The sequence below is a fragment of the Legionella bozemanae genome, assembly GCF_001648595.1.
Taxonomy (GTDB): domain Bacteria; phylum Pseudomonadota; class Gammaproteobacteria; order Legionellales; family Legionellaceae; genus Legionella; species Legionella bozemanae.
Map to the genome: position 1 here is coordinate 25,395 of NZ_LBAW01000017.1, position 23,146 is coordinate 48,540.

A 23,146-nucleotide genomic window follows, 5' to 3' on the forward strand; every position below is an offset into this window, starting at 1 on the left:
AGAGAAAAACTCAATTACTCACTGCGCAAGGAAACTACCGGTTCCAATTTTGCAGCACGTCGTGCAGGATAAAAACCAAAGAAAATCCCAGTAGCTGCCGATACCAAAAATCCTGCTACGGGAGGAAGAAGATAGATTGAAAAATTCCAATCGCTAAAATAGGCCAAAATACGCGTAAAAATTAATCCTAAGATTACTCCAAGTATGCCTCCCAACAAAGAAAGCATTACCGATTCAACTAAAAATAAAGCTTGAATTTCGCTATTTTTAGCGCCTACTGCTTTACGGATGCCAATTTCTTTTTTGCGCTCACTCACAGAAACCAACATGACATTCATTACACCAATTCCACCAACCAAAAGCGAAATACCACCGATCACACCAAGCAATAAGGTAAAAATTTGTCCCTGATTTTCCATGCTCGCAATAATTTGTTTTGCACTACGAGAAAAAACACTCAATTTAGGAGCCATTGAGCCAATAATTTGTTTTATTTCTTCAATCACTTCATCTATGGGGCTATCCGGTTTCAACTCCAAAACCACGTTATTTACCTTGGCATCCTTGCTAATCATACTAATCCCAGCCAAGGGAATAATTGCCGCCTGATTGATGTCTTCATTGAAAAAGCCATTTTCCTTCCAAGGTTCGGCCACTCCAATAATCGTATATAAAGATTGTCCTATACGTAATTGTTTTCCTATGGGATCATCAAAACTTATCTCTTTGATTTGCCGCGCTAAACCTGCGCCAATCACACAATAATGCTCATAAGACTCAACAAAAGAAACAAAATGTCCGGCAGCGAGTTTAATATGAACAATTTTTGGTAAATGCTCGTTGGCTCCTATAACTGCGCCCTGCATTAATTTTCCCTGAAAACTCAAAGGTTGATATGCGGTGCTGTAAGGGGCCATATCGACAATATAAGGTATTCGTTCAGGCAACTGCTCCCATTGATCTGCAGAGATTGATTCCATACTTCCAGAAGATTTATCTGTCGTTTTCGGGTAAACAGAAATTGCCAATAAATCCGTCCCTAAAGCTTTGAATTGAGCTAATGCCTTTTCTGTAGCTAACTGACCACAACTAATTAAGGCAACAACAGCGGCAGTACCTACTAAAATGCCTAGAACGGCTAAAAAGGAACGCAACTTGGCAGCGGTTAAATTAACCAATGCTTGCTGACAATGTCCGACAAGATTCATGCCCCTGTCTCCGTCATGACCGCACCATCCACAAGAGTAATTTTTCGCTGACACAATGCAGCGATCTGCTCATCATGAGTAATCATAATGATACTACGCCCCTGGGCGTGCAAACTTAAAAATAAATTCATTACTTCATTACCGGTACGTGAATCAAGCGCCCCAGTAGGTTCATCTGCCAAAATCACTTGGGGTTCTGTGACCAAAGCACGGGCAATGGCAACCCGTTGTTGCTGTCCGCCGGATAATTGTGTAGGCCGATGGTGTGCATATTGACGCATGCCTACCCACTCAAGAGCAGCAAGCACTCTCTCTTTAGTTTCGGCAGGTCCAACGCCGCGATAGATTAAAGGCAATGCCACATTTTGCATGGCACTAAACCTTGGTAATAAATTGAATTGCTGGAAAACAAAACCGATATTTTGATTCCGCAATTCTGCTGCTTCATCATCGGTCAAAGCAGCAACATTGCGATTCTTCAATAGATAGGTTCCTGCATCTGCTTTATCCAGGAGCCCCATAATGTTCATCAAAGTAGATTTACCTGAGCCAGACGCGCCTACAATAGCAAGCAAATCTCCTTCATATACCGTAAGTGATACTTCTTTTAAGATGGTACTGCTAATTCCTTCGAGATGATACGTTTTTACAATATCCGTCAGCACCATTAATGATTGCTGAGTCTTCTTAACATTGCCCTTATGCCGTGGGTTTATCGCAGGATGCACAATTCGTTCAAGAATACTTGCATCCTCAGACAAAGGATTTGCATTGATTACGAGATCACCCATAAACCACCACATCGCCAGCTTTTAAACCGGTCTCAACGACAACTGAATCTGCTTGCGCCGCACCTGTTGTTATAACTCGCTTTTCAATAGCACCTGAATCGTTTTGCAAATTAACAATACTTTGTCCTTTTTCTCGCTTTATCGCAGCAATAGGTATGATGAGTTGCTTGCCATTATCCACACTTAATTCAATGGATGCACTCATACCTACTTTGATCCATTTTTGCTGCTCCGGGGTTAATTTCTTAACTTCTACTACAGCCGTAAAAAAGGGAAGTCCATTGTTGTTTGATGCTTGGGCATTCACTGCAACCAATTGCCCTTTTAATGGATATTTACCAAAAGCGACTCCACTCACTACAGCATTCATGCCCGCTTGAATTTGGGTTATATCAATTTCCGGGACATCAATTTCGATACTGATCCCAGATAAATCACCAATCAATCCAATGACTTGGCCCGATTTCACTGTAGATCCCACATTGACACGTACACTTTTATCTTCGCCTGCTTTAGGAGGGTATAGTAGCACTCCATCTCTAGGTGACTTTAAATGAATCACATTATGCTTGGATGCCAAAATTTTTTTTATCTTATCAAAATCAGCCAAACTTAATGCCGATAAATTTTTGGGGCTATTTTCATCAAGTTTTTCTAACATTTCTGTCAGTTTACGTGTGGACTGCATTAAAGTTACCCTAGCTGTATCCACATTTGATTTTTCACTCATGTAATTATTTTTGGATAATAAACCAGAGTCCCATAAATCCTGAGTCCCAACAAACTTGGCTTTTGCTATGGTATAGCTGTCTTTGGCTTTTAAGTACTCCGTTAATGTGTCATTAAACTGCCTTTGTAACTCAGTTGAGTTTAGCGTTAAAATCACATCACCTTTTTTGACCATTTGCCCATAATGAAAATTCATTGTTTCAACCACCGCTTCCATTGGACTGGCTATAGTATTTTCATGTAAAGGCTGAACCGTTCCTGTAAAATGCAAGGTTTTATGGATTGTTTGATCCTCGACTTTATATTGGTGTAACGCAACCGTTTTTTTCTTTTCATGACGATCACATGAGGAGAAAAGAAACACGGCTAATAATAAAATGACAACTTTTGATGTGTTTAAATACCTATTCATCCACCATACCTTAATTTAATTTGCCAATGCTCCAGCGTTGTTCCCAGAGTCCTTTGTAAGTTTGATATCTGATTAAGATATGCAATTTTTGCATTAATTAATCCAGACTGCGCCTGTATCAGCTGGTTTTGCGTGTTGTTTACATCCAACGCACTGGATATACCTGCTTGTTGTTTTTTCTTTTCCAAAGCATAAGATTGCTCTGCCAGTTTCACTTGCTTTAAGGCTAATTGGTAACGTTTTGCCAAACTTTTTATATTGTTTATGGTATTGGTTATATTCGTTATTAATGCACGTTTCGTTGCAAGTAAATTTAAACGGTCTTTTTCCAAGCGCACTTTAGCATTAATTAACTGACTGCGGCGACTGATGTCATGCAAAGGAACAGTTAATGTCAAACGGGCTGCCTCGGTGATGTTATTTCCATTGTAAATGCCCCTAACTCCTCCGTTAGCGCCTGTCACATCATTTAAAACACCACTTTGCACATTCCCTGACACATCCAATTGCCATAGCTGTTGATTCTTGGCAACTTTATAAGCGCGCTCATCCGCGCGTAATGTCATTTTTTGTGCCAAATAAACAGTGTTATGATTCAAAGCCTGCTCAATAGACTGCTGCAAATCGGGAACTGCAAGTTTGTCTAAAACAACATCGCTAGGAACTGATATATGCATTTCTGGATCGAGGCCAATAGTCTGCAAAAGATCTTGTGATGCGGTTTGAAATTCATTCTCCGCCTGTTCCACCATTAAACTTAAAGATTCAATTTGATAGGATTGCTGGATGTTGCCTGTTGGTTCTAATTGACCTGCTTTTATCTTTTTTTCATTAATTTCATATGATTTTTTTGCTTCTTTTAACTGCAAGCGCTGATTCTGTAAATTATTTCCGCTTAAAATAAGCATTCGATAGGCCATAATAACTTGGGTAACCTGATCTGCGACCGATTGCTGCAAGTTTAATTTGTTTAACCATTCATTATCCTGGGCATCTAAAAGCGCTGCTTCGTTTACTGCTTTGCCAAAGCCGCGTAATAAAGGCTGGGTTAAGGAAAAATTCAATACTGGATTGTAATTGTTATTGTCATTGACGTTATTGTTTATCGATAAATTAGCTTCTGTTCCTAGCTTTGTTTTCAAATTAAACTCGGGACTGGCTAAGAATGTACGTGTTGTATCGGTACCAACCCCATTAAACTTACTTTTCTGGATTACCCCAGAAGCTCCCAAAGCATATTGCAGTTCAAACTGATTGTGCGCTAAACGCAATTGATAACGTTGTACAATTCGATCCAGTTCGGCATTTTGAATATTAGGGTTATAGCGTAAAGCCAATAAAATCGCTTCTCTTAAACTTAAATGATGTACGGTTTTATTGCGGGCTGCAGGAGAAGTCGGCAATTCTATCCAGTTATGCAGCATAAACTCAGGATTCTCTATCGCTTTTTGCAAGCGCTCTTCTGCTTGTTTGACCTGTAAATCTTCAGTAGTAGGGAGTGACCACGCATTAAAGCCAAATAGGTAATAGACTAGGAAAAACGCAACTGCTCTCCCTCGCCTACGTCCCGCGGCTTGTCCGCGGGATCCAATGATGTTGTGAGATTCCTGGATCCCGCGGACAAGCCGCGGGACGTAGCTTAGAGATAAATAATTACAAAAAAACAAAGTTTTTATACCTTTCCGGCTCCTAAAAAGCATACAGGATGAACGTATGGAATTAAAGTTTTTTACTAACATCATTATTTTTTGTTCCAGACTGCAAATCGTTGCATATCCTGCAAGCGTAATGCAGTAAGTTGGCCACCCCAAAGACATCCGGTATCTATTGCATGAATTTTAGGATTGGGACATTTCCCCATTAAAGCGGCCCAATGCCCAAAAACAATATCCACATCAATTTCTTTACGATGCGGTACTTCATACCAAGGATAAAGATTTGCTGGCGCTTGAGCAATAGTTTCTTTATAACCCAACTCCAACCGTCCTTGCGCATCACAAAAACGCATGCGTGTATAATAGTTGGTAATTACCCGCAGTCGGTCCATCCCTCTTAAATCATCAGACCATATATCGGGTTGATTACCGTATAAATGCGATAAAAAATCACGATAATTGTCCCCTGAAAGTACCTCTTCAAGTTCTTTAGCGTGTTCCATCGCCTGTGACAAGTCCCATAAAGGACAAATTCCAGCATGACACATCACCACATTAAGTTCTGGCGAGTGATACAAAATGGATTGTTTCCTTAACCAATGCCCCAAAACCTCACCATCAACAGCGTCTATTACTTCATGCAGCGTGTCATCATGCCCTTTCCACGGTCTGTCACCAAATAATAAGCCTAATAGATGTAAATCATGATTGCCTAAAGTCACCCTGGGCGTAATGGGTAAGGCGCTGACAAAACGTAAGACAGCTAAAGATGCAGGGCCTCGATTCACCAAATCGCCAACAAACCACAAACGATCTCTTTTGTCATCAAAATCGATTAAATCCAACAGCCGTTGCAAAGGCTCATAACACCCTTGCACATCACCAATTGCATAATCAGGCACCGTTTTTTGCTCCTGGCCTTAGCGCACTCCCTTCGTTTTCAACCACTTGCCATTTCCCTGCTGCATCCAGTTTTTGCAACGAACTTGCCAAACTCATGTTTTGTTTCTGGATAAACTGGCTGTTAAATTGTGCTTTATGAATCAATTCCGTAGCGGACATCGATTCTACTTTTCCAGTACTTGGGTGCACCACTTTTACTGACTCAGGTAAAGCAAGGGCATACTTGGAAAATACAATTCCAGTCTCCATTTGATTTCTTGTCTCAAATCGACTTAACACACCGCCATCCGCAGCGAGACTATGTAAACCCAAAGATAAAAATCCATTTTGTGCTGCTTGCCAATTTTTATACTCAGGATGTTCACGTACAAATAATTGAAACATTTCAGCACACATCAACATACCCCCAGGAACCATAAATAAGGGGGCTTTATTAATCATAATCTTGCCGCCATCTAATGCTTTAATCATCCATTGGATAAACTCCATGCCAACAGCCTGCTCTTTCTCTAATAAGGTCTCTGGCTGGCCACCAGAAAAAGTCCCTGCACGATAACGCCCCCCACTATGAGCTGGAGTGCCTTTCACCATAAACTCAAGTAAATAACGTTGAATTGCAACGGCTTCAGCACGAATTAATATAGCTCCCAAAGTCCCCGCAGAGCGCTCATCTTCATTCAATAACGCAAGCCATATTGAAAGAACTTCTGGATTAGAGGCTATCCAAGCAAATCCACTTGTGGGCATTAATGTTTTTGCCATCAATAAATTAAGACGACGTCGAAATTCAATTTCAGCTTCTTTTTCAAACTCGTAAAAGTAATAAATTCCGGTGCTCGTCATATTTTCAAGTAAAGGATTCCATTCTTTTAAAAATTGACCGTTTGTATCATAAAAACTAACACGGTAATCAACAAACAATTTACCTATTCCTTGTAGAACTGCTGCTGAGAAAAGTGCATATTGCCAAAGCTTTTGTTCTTCAGATAATAAATCAGGCTGATCCTGCACCATAAATTCCTGAAAAAGGCTCAGCGCGGCTTCTGTACGGTTTAATGCATGATCCACCAAGCCACCTTGCTGGGAATAATAACTGTTTGCTGTCTCAGGTAAATTTTGGCAATAGTGAACTAGATTATTGATAAGAGTGCTGCATAAGCTATCATACCGCGCAGTTTCCAAGCCAGATAACATTCTCATCTTTTTTAGTAATATTTGTCTCTTGTCCTCCGACAAAAAAAGATTCGCATTAACAATGCGTGTTAAATCTTTTAAAGATTTACCGTGTGTAGACAAGGAACCTTTACGCTGACGTTGACGATGAAACAAGGCCATCTCCATAATAATTAATAACTCCAAATTGATAAATTATGTCCATGATGATTAATTTTACACTAATTGGAAATAAATTTCGCTAGTTGAACATATTCCGCAATAGAAATTTGTTCTGGCCTTTTACTTCCATCAATACCAACAGTGCTCAATTGCTCAATCGTTACTATTCCCTTTAAATTGTTATTAAGTGTTTTACGGCGCATGGCAAATGCACTCGCTAGCAGACGCTCCAACTGCGCTACAGAAACTTTTTCAAAGGGAGAAACGCGATGGGGAGTAAGGCGAACCACCGCTGAATCTACTTTAGGCTGTGGCTCAAAAGCTTCTGGAGGAACATGAAACAAATGCTCCACAGCACAATGGTATTGCAGCATTACCGTTAACCGACCATAGGCTTTACAGCCTGGTTGTGCTGCCATACGTTCTACTACTTCCTTTTGCAACATAAAATGCATGTCTTCTATATATGGCGCAAAGCGTAATAAATGAATGAGTAACGGTGTGGAAATATTATAAGGTAAATTCCCTACCACACGTAAATGGGGACCAAATTGACTGTAATCAAGAGTTAATGCATCGGCAGCAATTAAATGCAACTTATTCTGCGCCATAGGCCGCCCTGACAGGTATTGCTGCAAATCGGTGTCGATTTCAACTGCTGATAGATGATTTAAGCGATGCAACAATGGCTCAGTTAGCGCCCCCAAACCCGGACCAATTTCCAGCATATTATCTTCTGCTTGCGGATTAATTGCTCGGATAATGTCATCAATAATATGGCGGTTTTGTAGAAAATTCTGGCCAAACCGCTTGCGTGGGCTATGCCTCACCTTTGTCCATCCCATAAAATAAAAGCCAATTATAACGCGCATCCTCAATAAAAAGTAGCCCAGGTGAAGCGAGGGAGGATTCTGGTTTTCCTTTACTGGTTGCGTTATATGCCTGCAACTCAAGTGACAAATTTATATAGCATAAGCTTCTCAATTTGGTGTAAAATTCGGCCACTATGAACAAGGCTGAGATCGTTATGGCTTATAGAAAAATGTTAAAATCCAAAATTCATCGTGCATGTGTCACTGAAGCCGATTTGGATTATGAAGGAAGTATTACTATTTCTCCGGAACTGCTAAAGGCAGCAAACATATTACCTTATGAGGCAGTCAATGTCTGGAATGTCACTGGAGGCACTCGATTTGAGACTTATGCCATCACGGGTAGGCCAGGTTCTACTGAAATTTGCGTGAATGGAGCAGCAGCGCATTTGGTAACGCCAGGAGATTTAATCATTATCGCTTCCTTTACCCAAGTCTTGGAAGAAGAATGTGCCAATATAGTTCCTACTGTAGTGTTTGTTGATCAGTTCAACCGCTTAAGAGAAATTCGACCCGAAAAAGTTGGCATTAAAACCAAAGAAATTAAGGAACTTGCTGAAGTTTAAAAAATCCCTCTACGTACTGTGCTTTATGCACGGTACGTAGGAGGAAGGTCAAGAATCATTACAAATTTTGAGAGATTAAAATAAAAGTTTCACCATTTTCAAAGAAGCCATGTTAAATCACCTTTTAGAGTTACGCCGCCGTGGATTGCAAACCTTAATATGGTTTGGCAGCTTATTTCTTGTTTTCTTTTTTCTGGCTAACGATTTATATCAAGCTTTGGTTAGTCCACTGCTGCATACACTTTCAGCTCAAGAAGGTCTAATTGCTACTCAAGTAACTTCTCCAGTATTTACTCCCCTAAAACTTGCCGCTGATGCAGCCATATTACTAAGCACTCCTTTCGCTTTATTTCAATTTTGGCGTTTTATCAGCCCTGGCCTTTACCAAAGAGAACAAACTACACTACGTATTGCTCTAATTTTCAGCCTTGTACTTTTTCTCGTTGGAGTTTTATTTTGCTTTTATTTGGTTTTACCGTTCATGTTCCACTTTTTTGCACACGCCTTACCTAAAGGAGTGCGCTATATGCCTGATATGGCTTATGCTTTGGACTTCATCACCAGAATGCTTATGATTTTTGGTTTCTGCTTTCAGGTACCTTTAATTTGCTTTGTACTGGTGCGTTTAAAAATCATTGAAGTGATAACGCTAAAAAAAATCAGGCCCTATGTCATTGTTGGGGCTTTTATTATAGGGATGTTACTTACTCCTCCGGATGTTTTCTCACAAATCATGCTCGCCCTGCCGCTTTGTTTTCTTTATGAAATAGGGATTATTTTGGCACTTTATTTTATTTAACTTTTTGATTTTTAATTGAAAAAATTGATTATTTAATAATCAGACAATGTGTTTTATGATGCTCATGCTTTAACCATTTAGATGTGAGATGTAAAAATGATAAGTAAAGAAGAGTTAAGCCGCCAATATCTGGAAAAACAGCAACAAATCACGGCACAAAAAGAGCAGCTGTTGCAATTGCAGCAACAAAAAAGCGAAAAAGAAAAGACCATAGAAGTACTTAATCAAAAAAATAAAGCCATCATCGAAAACGAAGTACCAGCAGCTTTAAAGCTAGCGCAAATAAATGCCAGTACCTCAGTAAGTTTAAATAAAGAAGATAAACAAGCGGTTTTGCTCTACGTCCAAGACCAAGAGATTGCTTTGCGTAACGCAGAAGAAAATAATAAAAAACTTTTTGAGAAAACAAACAAATTAAATTTATTACTGCAAAATGTTGAACAGCACCTAACTGTCGGTTATGACAGAAGTATACTTGCAGAATTTGCTAATCAATCAGGTATTACGAGTACTAAGAGTCCTAAAAATATAGGATTTGATTTATTACTGGAGATCCTTGAGGAAGAGAAAAGCAAATATACTTGGACCTTAGACTCAACCGATAGACGTAACTTATCAAACGCTGTCTCTCGCAAAGCGAAAAGCATTCAATTTACACTTGGGGTAGATGAGCTGACACTAAGGGAAATTTCATCTGCTTTAGAAGCATTAGAAGAACTCAAATTAAAACTATCTAATAACTATGATGAAAGAAACAGCCTCGCTGAAACAGTTGTTTTACTTACTCAACAGATAACCCAAAAAGAAACAGTTACCATTAAAGAACTTACAGACCAGGCAGCAGAACTGGATCGACAAATTAAAATTCTAGAAAAACAAGAAGAAGAAAGGGAGCGAAGGGAAAAAGCGGAAGAGCACAATCGAAAAATATCTTTAGAAAGACAACAACAAGAAAAAGAAAGGATAGAACAACGTGAAGTCCTTGCTGAAGAGATTAGAAGAATGCTTGAGGCGTACATCAATGAGCGTAACAAGCATTATTATGCTAAGGATTTATTTATTTCTGATGATAGAGATATTCGTGATCAATTCATTAAAAAAATTAGTAATGCGAAAAATGGCCTATTAAAAGCATATGTGGAATCCGGAAACAGCGAGGCGGTGCTTAAGAACATTACTGCAGAAGTGGATAAATTTCCAGGCGTCAAAATGCAAGCCACTCTGAGTAAAATCGTAGTTAAGTTAATGGAAGCAGATGCAAAACCTGAGGCGGTAGAAGATCTGCCTGGAAAAGTGGAGCAAGTACTTTTAACGTTTGAAAGCAAAGAAAGCCGATATAAAGAATATGCCCTGAAAATGCGGGGTTTATATGACAAAATTGTCGGCATAAAAACTTATGCAGAAACCTTATCTGAACATGAACAAGAAATCATAAATCAGCTTGCTGATGATCTTAAAAAAGATGTAGATCAATTCGTCTATCAAAATCGGGATGAGATTCCAGGTAAAGAGGCATATCAAAAATTTAAAATGAAAGTTAAAGCACGATTGCACAGTCAAGATGATGTGATGAGCGAATATACGTCTTGGCCAACAGTTGTAGCCAATATCTTGTTGAGTCTCGTGACAATAGGTAAATTGATTTATACGAAAGCGACAACAGGAAGAGCATCTTTCTTCTTTGATAAAACCGAAGATCAAAAAGAAATCGAAGCTCCTGTTGATGAAGTACTGGAAGATATAGGTAATTTTTTAAGTCTTAATACAATCTAAATAAATGCATAGTCTGGATAAAGCGGCATACCTGCCAAGCGGAGCAACAAATGTTGTTGTTCCTGCACAGGCAGGGATCCATTTATAATGGAACACATTGCCACTATAAAAATGGATCCCCGCTTACGGGCTGAATCTTCTACATATCGCTGAAAAACTAGTCCGGCCTTATTCCGAAGTCCCGCGGACAAAACCTGAGCGATCCACGCGGAATTTGAATGTCACTTTATGTTTTTAAATGAACGATACTCAGTGTTCTACGTACGGCACTTTATGCACGGTACGTAGAGGGTAAATTTCGCGTGGAGCGCGCTCAGGGACCAGATGTCACTGTAACATCATCCACACTAGGAGCTATGCTTGATTTAATTCAATTTTTCGTGGGTAATAAAGCGTTTATATTGTATTATTCATTGTAAAATGCTTTTTATTACAAAAATGAATACATCCAATAAATTAAGACTGGCTGCACATCTGCAAATTCAAGAGCAACTACGCCAAAGCACAGCTCACCGCTTTAATGAAATCAATAAAAAATATGCTGAATCAGCTTCTCTCTTAAAAGAAGAATTAAAAAAAATTATTCTCAAAAAATTATGTGCAACTCATCAATTAGCCATTATTTTAATCGATATACAAAATGACTTCGTATTGCATGGTTTTGCCTTATATGCCCCCGCTGGCGAAAATACATTGATCAGCAATATGGCATTACTTGATGCACTGATTGAACTTATTGCAAACTACCCTGAGCTTTGTCAGCAAATCGAGCTTATTACCACTCAGGATGCCCATGTTTTTGGACGAACCCAGGAGCATATTGATACACAAATTATGAAGCAAGGTTATGGACAAATACATACGCAGAGAATCCTCAGAATTGAACACCATGAATTACAACAACTTAATCCAGAAAATGGACAATATGGGATCCATTGCCTATGCGGCACAATAGGGGCCGCCATTTCCCAACCTATTGAGGAACGGCTGAAAATTCTGGAAGAAAAAATTTCGATTTACCGCTTTGCTAAAATTAATTTCTCTGCTCCTGAAGCTGGAATGAAACTTAAGGAAGGAATTGATTTAAGTGAGCCATGCTTTTTAAAAGAGATGAATAATATTTATGATGAATATGCCCTGTCTTTCCTCCAATTTTTCCGAAATAAAGCGTATAACGAACTATTGATTGCCGGGATCTGCGGCAATATTTGTGTGCAACAAGCCGCCGAAGGTCTGGCAGGCGCAGGCGAAAAGGTAAGTGTACTTGATCCCTGCGTGCATTACCTGATTATCCCCAACATGAGTTCTTATGATGAAGTATGGACAACCGTTCAAAAATCTTATGCTGCAAAAGGAATAAACTCGATTGCGCTCACTGATTTTCAATCAAATCCTGAATGGCAAAGTCAAAGAAAACGCCTCCATAATGAACACGCCTTCACTTTGTAGTGACTCCTTCGTGCTGAGTGGAATACTGGGTCAGCTTGCAATTTAAGCAAATAAATAATTAATACCTAAACGGACAATGTGGCCATCGAAACGTGAAGTCGTACTTACTGCATTAACAAATAAAGGTTTTCCTGCATCAGGGCCGTCATTAATCAGGCTGGTTAGGGGAGTAGCGTTACAGGTAAAAGAGCCTAAATCATAATACAAATACTCCAATTTTGTACTCCACTGCCCTTGAAATCTCCATTCTAAAGTGCCTCCTACAGTCCAACCATTCCGTGTTGAGGAAGAGCTTCCATCACTGGTAAATGTTCTCACTAAATTATTCGCAGTTCCAAGATAACTCTGGGTTAGATCAGTGTCTGAGCGAACCCCTCCATAAGCATAACCACCTGTTGCAGCTAAAAGTAGTGAGGAAGTAGCAAGCACCCCAAAACGCCCTCGTACTGTCCCTAAATAATCAATACTCTGATCCAGAAACAGATTCGAAGCAATTCTTGAAGTCCTAAAAGTAGGAATCGCAACGACTTGTTGTGAAGAAACCGTATCAATTTCAGGCGTTATACCTTGAATATCAGCTTCCACTCCCAAAACAAATTGATTCAAAGAGTATGAATATCCAATTTGTCCTCCACCGATAAAATTGTCATTATTTGCTGAGAAAGAAGATGTTGCGGCAGTTACTGACGTCGCAGCTGCTAATGCAGAAGTGGTAGCAGCAGAGGGTAAAGTACGAACCGTGGAAAGATCAGTATGATCCTTATTATGTGTATTTGAATAACCTCCATTAATTCCAACATAAAAACCGGTCCAACCTGGAACAGGTGCTGCTGTTGACCAAGAACCAACCCCAAGCATACAGCTTATTAAAGAAAATTTAATAAAATTCATAAAGATAACTTGAAAATTAATATAATGAAAATTCTATCATGGAGTTTTTTCGCGATACAACCCATCTATTTAACTCATATTTATTACTCTCCTTTATTTTTTCCTTTTAAATTTTCTATAGGCTTCAAGCTTAATTCACTTTTACCGATATATTATTCAAGATGCTCAACAAAGAGGCTTATATGAATAAAATCGCGCAATTTAATATTGGAGATTTAGTGATTCACAAAAACAGCCGCTACAGAGCAATCGTAGTGGATGTTGACCCTTTATTTCAGGCTTCCGGACGTTATAATCCACAAGCGCATAAACGTGAATTTGCTACACGAAATCCTTGGTATCGCTTATTGATTGATGACAGTAGCCAAATCACCTATGTTGAAGAGTGCATGCTCATTGCGGACACAAGCCAAAGGCCAATTAATAACCCACATATTCGCTTTTATTTAAAAGAAAAAGAAGGACATTACAGTAATGTAAGTCCTACCCATTAAACACTAATTTCTGATGAATACATTCTGAAGCAACAAAGCGGGACTTGGGGCTCTGTCCCTTATTACCGCTGTACGCAAAAAAATAATAAGCCTATTATTTAAAATAATTTTTTACCGCTGTCATACGCAACCGGCTCATATCCGCTTTGAGTTCTTAAAAATAGGCAGCATTTTAATCATGAGACAGTATCTACGTGTTCCTTACAATTAAAACCAAGAGTGCAATAAAACCAATCAAAACAAGAGCCAAAACCCCCATAGTAAAAAAACTTTTGTTCAAATTTTCTTTACTAAATTGCCCAGGATTTCCTTTGATTGCGCGGTACAAAATGAAAATGATCAGCCCGGCACCCATAAGACCTAGAATTTGATATAAAGTTTCCATAAAACTCTTCCTTATTTTGCTTCAAAACTAAATGCATCTGAAAATAAATGGGCGGAGGAAACGCCGCTGTTTAATAATGCATCACGAGTGCTGTATACCATATCAAAAGGTCCACTAATAACTATTTGCCATTCACCAAGATCCTGTGGATGCTTGCTTAGTACAATAGAAGCGAGAGGGACAGTATTGTCTTCAGAAACCGAAGAAAAATATTTAAAATGGCTCACATGGGTCTGCCAACTTGTTACTTTTTCATCCATGTATAAGTCATTTTGCAAACGTGCGCCCCAAAATAATTCAAAATTCCGAGTGTCTGCAGTAGATAATAACTGTTCGATCATCGCTTTTACAGGTGCAAACCCTGTACCACCAGCAATAAATAATATAGGGCGTCGCGGATCCAAATGTTTAATGGAACATTCACCAAAAGGCAGGCAGATATTCACAAAACCATATTTCTTGATATGGGCAAATAATCGCTGATTGTAGGGATTTTCCAAGCTATGGCGAATGTGAAGCTCATATTTATGAGATCCTAATGGCGCATTAGCAATAGAATAACTAAATGCTTCTTCACCAAAAAGAATTTGCAGATATTGTCCTGCTTGATAATCAATGTATTTTTCAGGAGTTAAAATCAAACGCATGATGCTGTCTGTCAAGGGTGAAATGTCTTCTACAAGCGCTTTAATTGTTTTTTTCTTCATTCACCTAACCCCAGAGAAGACCAGTAACCACTGACTTTTTTTAGTATTTCTTCATCCATCACAATGGGCTCCCCCCATTCTCTTTGTGTCTCACCTGGCCATTTATTGGTTGCGTCCATTCCTATTTTTGAACCCAAACCTGAAACAGGTGAAGCAAAATCCAGATAATCAATCGGTGTATTTTCCATCATGACGGTATCCCGTGCAGGATCCATACGTGTAGTCATTGCCCAAATCACATCCTTCCAATTACGCGCATCAATGTCATCATCACAAACAATGACAAATTTGGTATACATAAACTGCCTTAAAAAAGACCAGACTGCCATCATAATTCGTTTCGCATGCCCAGGATACTGTTTCTTCATTGTGACTACAGCCAAACGATAAGAACATCCTTCTGGGGGCAAATAGAAATCAACAATTTCAGGGAATTGTTTTTGTAATAAGGGGATAAATACTTCATTTAACGCAACACCTAAAATAGCGGGCTCATCAGGAGGCCGACCAGTATAGGTACTATGATAAATGGGATTATCTCGATGGGTGATACGTTCCACAGTAAACACTGGAAAAGATTGTACTTCATTATAATAGCCCGTATGATCCCCATAAGGTCCTTCGGGTGCTTCTACTCCAGGCTCTAAATAACCTTCTAAAATAATTTCCGCACTCGCTGGAACATGCAGCTCGTGCCCAATACATCGCGTCAGACGCGTGCGTTGGCCGCGTAATAATCCAGCAAAAGCATATTCAGACAAAGTATCCGGGACAGGGGTCACCGCAGCAAGGATAGTTGCAGGATCCGCACCTAATGTCACTGCAACTGGAAAACGTTCGCCGGGATAAGCTTTTTGCCATGCCTGATAGTCCAATGCTCCTCCACGATGGGATAACCAACGCATGATTAATTGATTTTTATTTAATACTTGCTGCCGGTAAATTCCCATGTTTTCACGTGGTTGATGAGGCCCTTTAGTGGTTACAAGCCCCCAGGTTATTAATGGCGCAGCATCTTTAGGCCAGCAGGTTTGAATGGGTAAAGAATTCAGATCTACCTCATCTTTTTCCCAAACATGAGTTTGGCATTCTGCACCGCTTACATATTTTGGTGCCATATTTAATGCTTGTTTTAACAAAGGGAGCTTATTAAATGCATCTTTGAATCCTTTGGGTGGATCAGGTTCCTTTAAAGCAGCCAATAATTTGCCCACCTCTCTCAATGCACCGATGTTTTCTTCACCCATTCCCATAGCCACACGTTCAACGGTACCAAACAAATTGGTCAGAACCGGCATTTGATGATTTGGAGTATTGATAAAGAGAAGAGCAGGGCCGCCTGAACGTAACACCCGATCACTGACTGCTGTCATTTCAAGATAAGGCGATACGGGATAAGATATACGTTTTAATAAATCACGTGATTCCAATTGTGCAATAAAATCTCTTAGATCAGAGTATTTCATTAATAATCCCCTAGAGTAGCCTGGGTGAAGGCACAGACGCCTTGCCAATTAAGTTCAGTTTATGTCTCCATAAAATTGTCATCCCCGCGGGCGGGGATCCAACTTTTATCGAATACCGAAGCCAATTTAGGGATAGATTCCCGCCTACGCGGGAATGACAAAGTTCCTAAACTTAATGGCAGTGAGCACAGCCTAACCCGGGCTCGCATCAATTTTCCCAGGCTGTATTTAAGACAGTTAGAATACTTAAATTACTCTTGACGTTTCATTGCATCAAAGAATTCGGCATTGGTTTTATGATTCTTCATGCGCTCAAGCAAGAACTCAATTGCATCGCACTCATCCATAGATTGCAGGATTTTGCGCAATATCCAAGTACGTTGGAGATCCTCTGGGCTCAATAACAGATCTTCACGACGTGTACCAGAACGATTAATATTAATCGCAGGGAAGACACGACGCTCAGCGATATTACGACTCAAGTGGATTTCCATATTACCTGTTCCCTTAAATTCTTCGTAAATCACTTCATCCATTTTAGAACCGGTGTCTACCAGAGCTGTAGCGATAATCGTCAAGCTGCCGCCTTCCTCGATATTTCGTGCAGCACCATACAGACGCTTAGGTCTTTGCAATGCATTGGCATCAACACCACCGGTCAGTACTTTACCTGATGAAGGAATCACTGTGTTGTAAGCTCGCGCCAAGCGAGTAATCGAGTCAAGTAAAATCACTACATCACGTTTGTGTTCCACCAAACGCTTGGCTTTTTCGATCACCATTTCAGCAACTTGAACGTGGCGGTTTGCAGGTTCATCAAAAGTACTGGCAACCACCTCTCCTTTTACAGAGCGTTGCATTTCAGTTACTTCTTCAGGACGCTCATCAATTAATAATACAATGAGATAACATTCGGGATAATTTTTTTCTATAGAACGTGCGATATTTTGCAGCATTAATGTTTTACCCGCTTTGGGAGGGGAAACAATCAAACCACGTTGTCCTCGACCAAAAGGAGCACACAAATCAACTACCCGCGCGGTTAAATCTTCGGTACTGCCATTTCCTTGCTCCATAACCAAGCGCTCTGTAGCAAATAAAGGAGTAAGGTTTTCAAATAAAATTTTCCGTTTGGCACTATCAGGTGAATCATAATTGATTTCATCAACTTTCAACAAAGCAAAATAACGTTCACTGTCTTTAGGAGGACGAATTTTTCCTGAAATAGTATCACCAGAACGCAAACCGAAACGTCTGATTTGGCTAGGTGACACATAAATATCATCAGGGCCTGCCAAATAAGAGCCATCGGCAGAACGCAAGAAACCAAAACCATCAGTCAGGACTTCTAAAACACCATCACCGTGAATGTCTTCACCTTTTAAGGCGTGCGCTTTAAGAATGGCAAAAATAATTTCTTGTTTGCGCATACGGGAAGGGTTCTCGACACCAATCTCTTGTGCGATGTTAAAAAGATCGGCAATAGGCAATTGCTTAAGTTCACTAAGATTCATACTTCTCACTTGATTTGTTGATTAATTGAATTGGATATCCGGGAAAAATATTATTAAGAATGCAGCTAAGGATTCTGCTGCCTATGTGACATATTTACATTATATCACATATTGCAGACAGGCTATCACAGCTTTACTAAAAGATACAACATTTTTATGTAGAAAAATAAAAAATTAAACGTGACTCTCAACAAAAGCACTTAATTGAGATTTTGAAAGCAAACCCATTTTAACTGCTTCGACTTGGCCGTTTTTAAATAAAATCAATGTAGGAATACTCATCACCCCAAACTTTGCAGGGGCTTGTGGATGCTCATCGATATTAATTTTGGCAAAAGTTACTTGCTCACCATGAGTAGCAGCTACTTCTTCCAATATAGGTGTCAATGCACGACATGGACCACACCATTCAGCCCAAAAGTCAACTAATACAGGCTTATTTGCATTGATTACATCTTGTTCAAAGCTTGCATCTGTTATCGTTTTAATAAGATCACTCATGTATCAACCTCGGTTGTTTAAAATTCGTTAATTGCCAAACTCACTTTGCATTCCAAAATACCTATTTGGCATAGCTTGAATGAAAAATCCTCTGAAAACGCACGCCATACTTATTCAGTCAAAAGGCTGCTCATTCAAGCTGCACTCAAATCCACTGCCCTTAGATTTTTGCATTAAGAGAAACTGGCTGCAACTCCTATTATAGATCACCCCCCACTGCTTGCAACAGACTCAATGCAGTAATTGCAGCTGTTTCGGTGCGTAAAACTCTTGGACCTAGGGATAAAGGCTGAAATCCATACTTGCTAGCAAATTGAACTTCACAGTCACTAAACCCTCCTTCAGGTCCGATAAGCAGAGCAATTGTAGAGGGGCCAATTGTGTAATCTTTCCAGTTTTTATGCTCGCCTGGATGCAAAATTAATTTTAATTGAGCCTGAGTCTCACCGACATAATGTTCTAGGGTAACAGAAGGGTGGACTATGGGGACTGTATTACGACCCGATTGTTCGCACGCGGCAATGACAATTGCCTGCCATTGAAGAAGTTTTTTTGTCATTCGTTCCTTATCTAACTTCACAACACAACGCTCCGTAATAATGGGGGTAATACTGGTAACACCAAGCTCAACTGCCTTTTGCATTACAAACTCCATGCGCTCTCCCTTAGAAATAGCCTGTGCCAAGTGGATAGCTAATGGCGACTCACGACTTACAGCTTTTATTGAGCCTATGACTACAGTAACCTGTTTTTTCTTCACGGCTTCTATTGTTGCATCAAACTCACGATCATCACCACAAAATAAAGTAATATGCTCACCAACCTGCATGCGCAAAACAACACCGACATGCTGACTCGCTTCCGGGGACAATTCTAAAAGTTGACCTGTATGGTAGTTTCCAGGTTGATAAATGCGTACTGCTCTCATGTGTTTTTGACCTATAACGTAGTGAGGCTACGTTAAATAAAATGGTTCTTGAACTTACTCGCTACGTTCCGCGGCTTGTCCGCGGAATCCAGAAATAATATCTCGGACAAGCCGCGAGACGTAGGGCGCATTGCTTTAACTAATGGTAGTGTAACCCTCATGGAGTGCGGCGAAGCTGCATTCAACTACCTCTTTGTACTTGCCCAATACTATAACAAAAATTACTTATTTTTACCCTATGTGGTAGAATTTTTTATTTCACTAGGGTCTTGTTTACAATGCGCTAGCTTGAGTCAAATGCTGCGATTTTAGAGCACTGAAACGGAGCATACACAAAGTATGTGAGTATCGGAGCGCAGGAAATCGCAGCATTTTGGCCAAGGGAGTAGAATTGTAAACAGAGCCTAAACACTGTAAGGAAATTAAAAATAATGAGCAAAACACGTATTGAATCTGACAGCATGGGTGAAATCGCTGTCCCTGCTGATAGGTATTGGGGTGCACAAACCGAGCGATCGCTACATCACTTTAATATAGGCAAGGACATTATGCCGCGTGAAGTCACCCACGCTTTCGGTATCTTGAAAAAGGCTGCTGCCTTAACAAACCTAGACTTGGGTAAATTACCGAAGGATAAGGCAGATTTAATCATTCAAGCGGCTGACGAAGTCAGCAAGGGAATGTTGGACGATCATTTTCCTTTACATGTATGGCAAACCGGAAGCGGCACTCAATCCAACATGAATGCCAATGAAGTCATTTCAAATCGTGCTATTGAATTAGCCGGTGGAACCATGGGAAGTAAATCACCTATTCACCCTAATGATCATGTGAATATGTCCCAGTCTTCGAATGATACATTCCCTACTGCTATGCATATTGCAGCAGCAATTGCCTTCAATAATAAACTAATCCCTGCAGTAAAGAGCTTACGCGCTGCCCTAGCTGTTAAAATGGCGGCATTCAAAGATATCGTTAAAATAGGGCGGACTCATTTACAAGATGCTGTACCGCTCACCTTAGGTCAGGAATTTTCCGGCTATGTTGCCCAGCTTGATGCCTGTATCCGTCGACTTGAGGATGCCTTACCCGAATTATATGAATTGGCAGCGGGAGGAACTGCTGTAGGAACTGGGTTAAATACTCATCCCCAATTTGCAACCAAAGTAGCAGAACACATCGCCCATATCACTCAATTGCCATTTATTACTGCAAATAATAAATTTGCTGCCCTGGCCTCCCACGAAGCTTTAGTTAATGCCCACAGTGCCATGAAAGCACTGGCGTGTGCCTTAATGAAGATTGCAAATGACATTCGATGGTTAGCTTCGGGGCCACGCTGTGGCATTGGTGAGTTAATCATTCCAGAAAATGAACCCGGGTCGTCCATCATGCCAGGAAAAGTCAATCCAACTCAATGTGAAGCGATGACTATGGTTTGTGCCCAGGTTCTGGGGAATGATGCAACTGTAGGAATAGCCGACAGCCAAGGTAATTTTGAGCTGAATGTGTTTAAACCGGTGATTATTTTGAATGTACTGCATTCGCTTAATTTACTGACAGACACCTGCAGATCATTCCAGGAATTTTGCGCAGAAGGAATCGAGGCCAATCATAAAGTTATTGACTACTATCTACATCACTCCTTAATGCTGGTCACCGCCCTCAATCAACATATAGGCTATGACAAAGCAGCTAAAATTGCCAAAACAGCCCATCAAGACAATTCTTCCTTGCAGGAGGCAGCAGTCAAACTTGGCTTTTTAACCGCAGAACGCTTTGCAGAACTGGTAAGACCAGAAGAGATGATTGGACCACAATAGGAAAATTTCTTGAAAAACTATGCTGTTTTATTGCATAGTGGGTCCTGTTAATTTAAAAGTATGCTCTCTCGTATAGAGAGAGTTACTAAATTGAATCAATTTAACTCATTTGGGAGCAAAACTGGATTTTTGCTTTTTATAAAATAATGCAAGGACGAACATCTTAAAAAGCTTATAGGAAAATAAGGTTCACGTATGAAGCAAAAAATAATTATTCATTTGGCACAAAAATCTGAAACAACGGATCATAAAAACGCAAGAACATCGCATCAACGCCTCGAAAAAGCAAGTAATAAAAAAATGAGTTTTTTTGGGGATCGTGCTTCCAGACAATTTGTGAGGGATGAAATGATTAAAGACGGGCTGGATTTAATGCAAGTAAAAATAGAAATGGAAGAAGTTCATAAAGCCAGGGAAGATGAAACAAAAAATTTTACTCCCTGGTAATTCTGTAGTATGCGGGGGTTGAGTCCTGCTCCCCCCAATTCTACTGAAGCATTAATAAATACTTCGTACATTGAACCCATTAGTACATGAAAAAGCGACGACATTGCTTTCCCACATTTGCAGCAGGAAAGCCAATTCAGATACTAAAAAATTATTGTATTACTGGGATTTGGGGTGCACTATTGCGTTTAGGCCCAGGAGTTGATCTTTGAGTAGGATCTTTTGAGGCATAGGTCTTTTGCGCTTTAGCTTTAGACTTATTTGTTGCTTGTTGTTGACCCTGAGTATTTATTTTCTCATAGCCCTGGGTATTTTGTTCTGAACGTTGCATGTCCATGCATGCACCCAATCCTAAGGATAAAGCAATACCAAAAACCAACTTAAGTGATTTTAGTTTCATATTTAGCTCCCTGCTTTGTTAGTTCAAAAGATAAATATAAATTAAAAAATTTAAAATCACCACCCAAATTCACTAAGAATTTTTTTTTCACCTAAAAAAACATATAATCAAATCAAACCACTCTTCAATAAAGGACTTATTATGATCTATCCCAATATCCTTGCCACCATAGGACAAACTCCTGTAGTAAAAATTAATCGTCTCGGCCATGATCTTGATTGCGAGCTGTATGCAAAATGCGAGTTTTTTAATCCAGGCGGCTCTGTTAAAGATCGCATCGGGTATGAAATGGTGGTCAATGCAGAACGCGATGGTCATATCAAGCCTGGTGATACACTGATTGAACCTACTTCTGGAAATACAGGAATAGGTATTGCTTTAGCGGGTGCTGTATTAGGCTACAAAGTAATCATTACCATGCCTGAAAAAATGAGCCAAGAAAAACAATCGGTGCTTGAGCGTTTAGGAGCAAAGATTTATCGTACCCCAACCGAAGCAGCCTATGATGATCCAGAAAGCCATATTTCTTTGGCTAAAAAACTGAATGCAGAAATCCCCAATTCCTATATTCTTGATCAATATGCTAACCCTAATAACCCCAATGCCCATTACCACGGCACAGCCCAAGAAATTATTGATGATTTTGGCAAAGACTTGCATATGGTTGTTGCCGGAGTAGGAACTGGCGGGACAATTACCGGGGTTGCCAAACGGCTTAAGGAATATAATCCGCAAATTAAAATCATTGGCGTTGACCCCGAGGGCTCGATTCTTGGTGGTGGAACCGAAATTAAGCCCTATGCAGTAGAGGGGATAGGCTATGATTTCTTTCCAGAAGTTTTAGATAATAGTTTAATTGATCAATACATTAAAACGAATGATCTGGATTCATTTCGAACTGCAAGAGATTTAATTCGTGAAGAAGGTTTATTAGTCGGGGGGTCTTCAGGATCGGCAATGTGGGCTGCGCTGCATGCTGCAAAATCCTTAGGTAAAGGCCAAAAATGCCTGGTTATTTTACCTGACTCAATTCGTAATTACATGTCTAAATTTGCTAATGATGAATGGATGAAAAAACACGGGTTTTTGTAAGAACAT

At 39.8% G+C, this 23,146-nt stretch carries 23 protein-coding genes; 8 read left to right on the top strand and 15 right to left on the bottom strand.

The annotated features are described in order from the left end of the window. Positions 1-14: 14 nt before the first annotated feature. From A8O27_RS12725 to rsmA, 7 genes are all read right to left on the bottom strand, one after another. On the bottom strand, positions 15-1,208 hold the full coding sequence (locus A8O27_RS12725) for an ABC transporter permease (RefSeq protein WP_058458516.1): 1,194 nt from the start codon (positions 1,206-1,208) through the stop codon (positions 15-17). Beyond that, positions 1,205-1,876: an ABC transporter ATP-binding protein gene (locus A8O27_RS12730; RefSeq protein WP_058458520.1), complete on the bottom strand. Its 672-nt coding sequence runs from the start codon at positions 1,874-1,876 to the stop codon at positions 1,205-1,207. Before A8O27_RS12730 ends, A8O27_RS12725 begins: the two co-directional genes overlap by 4 nt. Before the next feature lie 115 nt (positions 1,877-1,991). Next, positions 1,992-3,140: an efflux RND transporter periplasmic adaptor subunit gene (locus tag A8O27_RS12735; protein WP_058458517.1), complete on the bottom strand. Its 1,149-nt coding sequence runs from the start codon at positions 3,138-3,140 to the stop codon at positions 1,992-1,994. Next, positions 3,137-4,882, bottom strand: coding sequence for a TolC family protein (locus A8O27_RS12740; RefSeq protein ID WP_115684250.1), 1,746 nt, complete (start codon positions 4,880-4,882; stop codon positions 3,137-3,139). Before A8O27_RS12740 ends, A8O27_RS12735 begins: the two co-directional genes overlap by 4 nt. Further along, the gene (locus A8O27_RS12745; protein ID WP_058458997.1) at positions 4,882-5,697 is read right to left on the bottom strand and encodes a symmetrical bis(5'-nucleosyl)-tetraphosphatase; all 816 of its coding nucleotides are present in this window, start codon (positions 5,695-5,697) and stop codon (positions 4,882-4,884) included. Before A8O27_RS12745 ends, A8O27_RS12740 begins: the two co-directional genes overlap by 1 nt. Then, positions 5,690-7,039 carry a conjugal transfer nickase/helicase domain-containing protein gene (locus tag A8O27_RS12750; RefSeq protein WP_058458998.1) on the bottom strand — a complete coding sequence of 450 codons (1,350 nt, stop codon included), beginning with the start codon at positions 7,037-7,039 and terminating at the stop codon, positions 5,690-5,692. The genes A8O27_RS12745 and A8O27_RS12750 overlap by 8 nt, the downstream gene beginning before the upstream one ends. 53 nt (positions 7,040-7,092) lie before the next feature. Beyond that, positions 7,093-7,863 (bottom strand): 16S rRNA (adenine(1518)-N(6)/adenine(1519)-N(6))-dimethyltransferase RsmA, encoded by a 771-nt coding sequence (gene rsmA / locus A8O27_RS12755; RefSeq protein ID WP_058459051.1) that lies wholly within the window; start codon positions 7,861-7,863, stop codon positions 7,093-7,095. A 197-nt stretch (positions 7,864-8,060) separates the two neighbouring features. On the opposite strand from rsmA, the gene panD reads away from it, so the two are divergent. From panD to A8O27_RS12775, 4 genes are all read left to right on the top strand, one after another. After that, on the top strand, positions 8,061-8,471 hold the full coding sequence (gene panD / locus A8O27_RS12760) for an aspartate 1-decarboxylase (RefSeq protein ID WP_058458999.1): 411 nt from the start codon (positions 8,061-8,063) through the stop codon (positions 8,469-8,471). A gap of 109 nt (positions 8,472-8,580) precedes the next feature. Continuing rightward, entirely contained in the window at positions 8,581-9,270 is a 690-nt protein-coding gene (tatC, locus tag A8O27_RS12765; RefSeq protein WP_058459000.1) for a twin-arginine translocase subunit TatC, read from the top strand. Between the two features lie 96 nt (positions 9,271-9,366). Beyond that, entirely contained in the window at positions 9,367-11,043 is a 1,677-nt protein-coding gene (locus tag A8O27_RS12770; protein ID WP_058459001.1) for a hypothetical protein, read from the top strand. Between the two features lie 420 nt (positions 11,044-11,463). After that, on the top strand, positions 11,464-12,492 hold the full coding sequence (locus tag A8O27_RS12775) for a cysteine hydrolase family protein (protein ID WP_235810491.1): 1,029 nt from the start codon (positions 11,464-11,466) through the stop codon (positions 12,490-12,492). A 42-nt stretch (positions 12,493-12,534) separates the two neighbouring features. On the opposite strand, the gene A8O27_RS12780 is transcribed toward A8O27_RS12775, so the two are convergent. Beyond that, positions 12,535-13,383, bottom strand: coding sequence for an outer membrane protein (locus A8O27_RS12780; RefSeq protein WP_058459002.1), 849 nt, complete (start codon positions 13,381-13,383; stop codon positions 12,535-12,537). Between the two features lie 182 nt (positions 13,384-13,565). On the opposite strand from A8O27_RS12780, the gene hspQ reads away from it, so the two are divergent. Further along, positions 13,566-13,877, top strand: a complete 312-nt coding sequence (gene hspQ, locus A8O27_RS12785; protein WP_058459003.1) for a heat shock protein HspQ — start codon at positions 13,566-13,568, stop codon at positions 13,875-13,877. Positions 13,878-14,067: 190 nt separating this feature from the next. On the opposite strand, the gene A8O27_RS12790 is transcribed toward hspQ, so the two are convergent. From A8O27_RS12790 to A8O27_RS12815, 6 genes are all read right to left on the bottom strand, one after another. Next, positions 14,068-14,262, bottom strand: a complete 195-nt coding sequence (locus A8O27_RS12790; RefSeq protein WP_058459004.1) for a hypothetical protein — start codon at positions 14,260-14,262, stop codon at positions 14,068-14,070. An 11-nt stretch (positions 14,263-14,273) separates the two neighbouring features. After that, entirely contained in the window at positions 14,274-14,969 is a 696-nt protein-coding gene (locus A8O27_RS12795; RefSeq protein ID WP_058459005.1) for an NAD(P)H-flavin reductase, read from the bottom strand. Next, on the bottom strand, positions 14,966-16,435 hold the full coding sequence (gene ubiD, locus A8O27_RS12800; protein WP_058459006.1) for a 4-hydroxy-3-polyprenylbenzoate decarboxylase: 1,470 nt from the start codon (positions 16,433-16,435) through the stop codon (positions 14,966-14,968). The genes A8O27_RS12795 and ubiD overlap by 4 nt, the downstream gene beginning before the upstream one ends. Positions 16,436-16,686: 251 nt before the next feature. Next, positions 16,687-17,949, bottom strand: coding sequence for a transcription termination factor Rho (gene rho, locus A8O27_RS12805; protein WP_010652211.1), 1,263 nt, complete (start codon positions 17,947-17,949; stop codon positions 16,687-16,689). A 174-nt stretch (positions 17,950-18,123) separates the two neighbouring features. After that, complete coding sequence (gene trxA / locus A8O27_RS12810) at positions 18,124-18,450, bottom strand: thioredoxin (RefSeq protein WP_058459007.1); 327 nt, start codon at positions 18,448-18,450, stop codon at positions 18,124-18,126. A 199-nt stretch (positions 18,451-18,649) separates the two neighbouring features. Continuing rightward, positions 18,650-19,378 carry a 16S rRNA (uracil(1498)-N(3))-methyltransferase gene (locus tag A8O27_RS12815; RefSeq protein WP_058459008.1) on the bottom strand — a complete coding sequence of 243 codons (729 nt, stop codon included), beginning with the start codon at positions 19,376-19,378 and terminating at the stop codon, positions 18,650-18,652. Between the two features lie 431 nt (positions 19,379-19,809). Between A8O27_RS12815 and fumC the strand changes: the two genes are divergently transcribed. Then, positions 19,810-21,201, top strand: a complete 1,392-nt coding sequence (gene fumC / locus A8O27_RS12820; RefSeq protein ID WP_058459009.1) for a class II fumarate hydratase — start codon at positions 19,810-19,812, stop codon at positions 21,199-21,201. 195 nt (positions 21,202-21,396) lie between these two features. After that, positions 21,397-21,648, top strand: a complete 252-nt coding sequence (locus A8O27_RS12825; protein ID WP_058459010.1) for a hypothetical protein — start codon at positions 21,397-21,399, stop codon at positions 21,646-21,648. 151 nt (positions 21,649-21,799) lie between these two features. On the opposite strand, the gene A8O27_RS12830 is transcribed toward A8O27_RS12825, so the two are convergent. Next, positions 21,800-22,048: a hypothetical protein gene (locus tag A8O27_RS12830; protein ID WP_058459011.1), complete on the bottom strand. Its 249-nt coding sequence runs from the start codon at positions 22,046-22,048 to the stop codon at positions 21,800-21,802. A 141-nt stretch (positions 22,049-22,189) separates the two neighbouring features. Here A8O27_RS12830 and A8O27_RS12835 point away from each other — a divergent pair, with 141 nt between their 5' ends. Continuing rightward, positions 22,190-23,140, top strand: coding sequence for a pyridoxal-phosphate dependent enzyme (locus A8O27_RS12835; protein ID WP_058459012.1), 951 nt, complete (start codon positions 22,190-22,192; stop codon positions 23,138-23,140). Positions 23,141-23,146: the final 6 nt, after the last annotated feature.

What these genes read in the sequence shown, in the direction of transcription:
- A8O27_RS12835 (WP_058459012.1), top strand. Translation starts at nt 22,190, where the DNA reads ATGATCTATCCCAATATCCTTGCCACCATAGGACAAACTCCTGTAGTA.
- A8O27_RS12740 (WP_115684250.1), bottom strand. Translation starts at nt 4,882, where the DNA reads ATGATGTTAGTAAAAAACTTTAATTCCATACGTTCATCCTGTATGCTT.
- A8O27_RS12830 (WP_058459011.1), bottom strand. Translation starts at nt 22,048, where the DNA reads ATGAAACTAAAATCACTTAAGTTGGTTTTTGGTATTGCTTTATCCTTA.
- panD (WP_058458999.1), top strand. Translation starts at nt 8,061, where the DNA reads ATGGCTTATAGAAAAATGTTAAAATCCAAAATTCATCGTGCATGTGTC.
- hspQ (WP_058459003.1), top strand. Translation starts at nt 13,566, where the DNA reads ATGAATAAAATCGCGCAATTTAATATTGGAGATTTAGTGATTCACAAA.
- A8O27_RS12750 (WP_058458998.1), bottom strand. Translation starts at nt 7,039, where the DNA reads ATGGAGATGGCCTTGTTTCATCGTCAACGTCAGCGTAAAGGTTCCTTG.
- A8O27_RS12790 (WP_058459004.1), bottom strand. Translation starts at nt 14,262, where the DNA reads ATGGAAACTTTATATCAAATTCTAGGTCTTATGGGTGCCGGGCTGATC.
- A8O27_RS12770 (WP_058459001.1), top strand. Translation starts at nt 9,367, where the DNA reads ATGATAAGTAAAGAAGAGTTAAGCCGCCAATATCTGGAAAAACAGCAA.
- A8O27_RS12730 (WP_058458520.1), bottom strand. Translation starts at nt 1,876, where the DNA reads ATGGTGCTGACGGATATTGTAAAAACGTATCATCTCGAAGGAATTAGC.
- A8O27_RS12780 (WP_058459002.1), bottom strand. Translation starts at nt 13,383, where the DNA reads ATGAATTTTATTAAATTTTCTTTAATAAGCTGTATGCTTGGGGTTGGT.
- fumC (WP_058459009.1), top strand. Translation starts at nt 19,810, where the DNA reads ATGAGCAAAACACGTATTGAATCTGACAGCATGGGTGAAATCGCTGTC.
- A8O27_RS12725 (WP_058458516.1), bottom strand. Translation starts at nt 1,208, where the DNA reads ATGAATCTTGTCGGACATTGTCAGCAAGCATTGGTTAATTTAACCGCT.
- A8O27_RS12825 (WP_058459010.1), top strand. Translation starts at nt 21,397, where the DNA reads ATGAAGCAAAAAATAATTATTCATTTGGCACAAAAATCTGAAACAACG.
- A8O27_RS12815 (WP_058459008.1), bottom strand. Translation starts at nt 19,378, where the DNA reads ATGAGAGCAGTACGCATTTATCAACCTGGAAACTACCATACAGGTCAA.
- tatC (WP_058459000.1), top strand. Translation starts at nt 8,581, where the DNA reads ATGTTAAATCACCTTTTAGAGTTACGCCGCCGTGGATTGCAAACCTTA.
- rho (WP_010652211.1), bottom strand. Translation starts at nt 17,949, where the DNA reads ATGAATCTTAGTGAACTTAAGCAATTGCCTATTGCCGATCTTTTTAAC.
- trxA (WP_058459007.1), bottom strand. Translation starts at nt 18,450, where the DNA reads ATGAGTGATCTTATTAAAACGATAACAGATGCAAGCTTTGAACAAGAT.
- A8O27_RS12735 (WP_058458517.1), bottom strand. Translation starts at nt 3,140, where the DNA reads ATGAATAGGTATTTAAACACATCAAAAGTTGTCATTTTATTATTAGCC.
- A8O27_RS12775 (WP_235810491.1), top strand. Translation starts at nt 11,464, where the DNA reads ATGCTTTTTATTACAAAAATGAATACATCCAATAAATTAAGACTGGCT.
- ubiD (WP_058459006.1), bottom strand. Translation starts at nt 16,435, where the DNA reads ATGAAATACTCTGATCTAAGAGATTTTATTGCACAATTGGAATCACGT.
- A8O27_RS12795 (WP_058459005.1), bottom strand. Translation starts at nt 14,969, where the DNA reads ATGAAGAAAAAAACAATTAAAGCGCTTGTAGAAGACATTTCACCCTTG.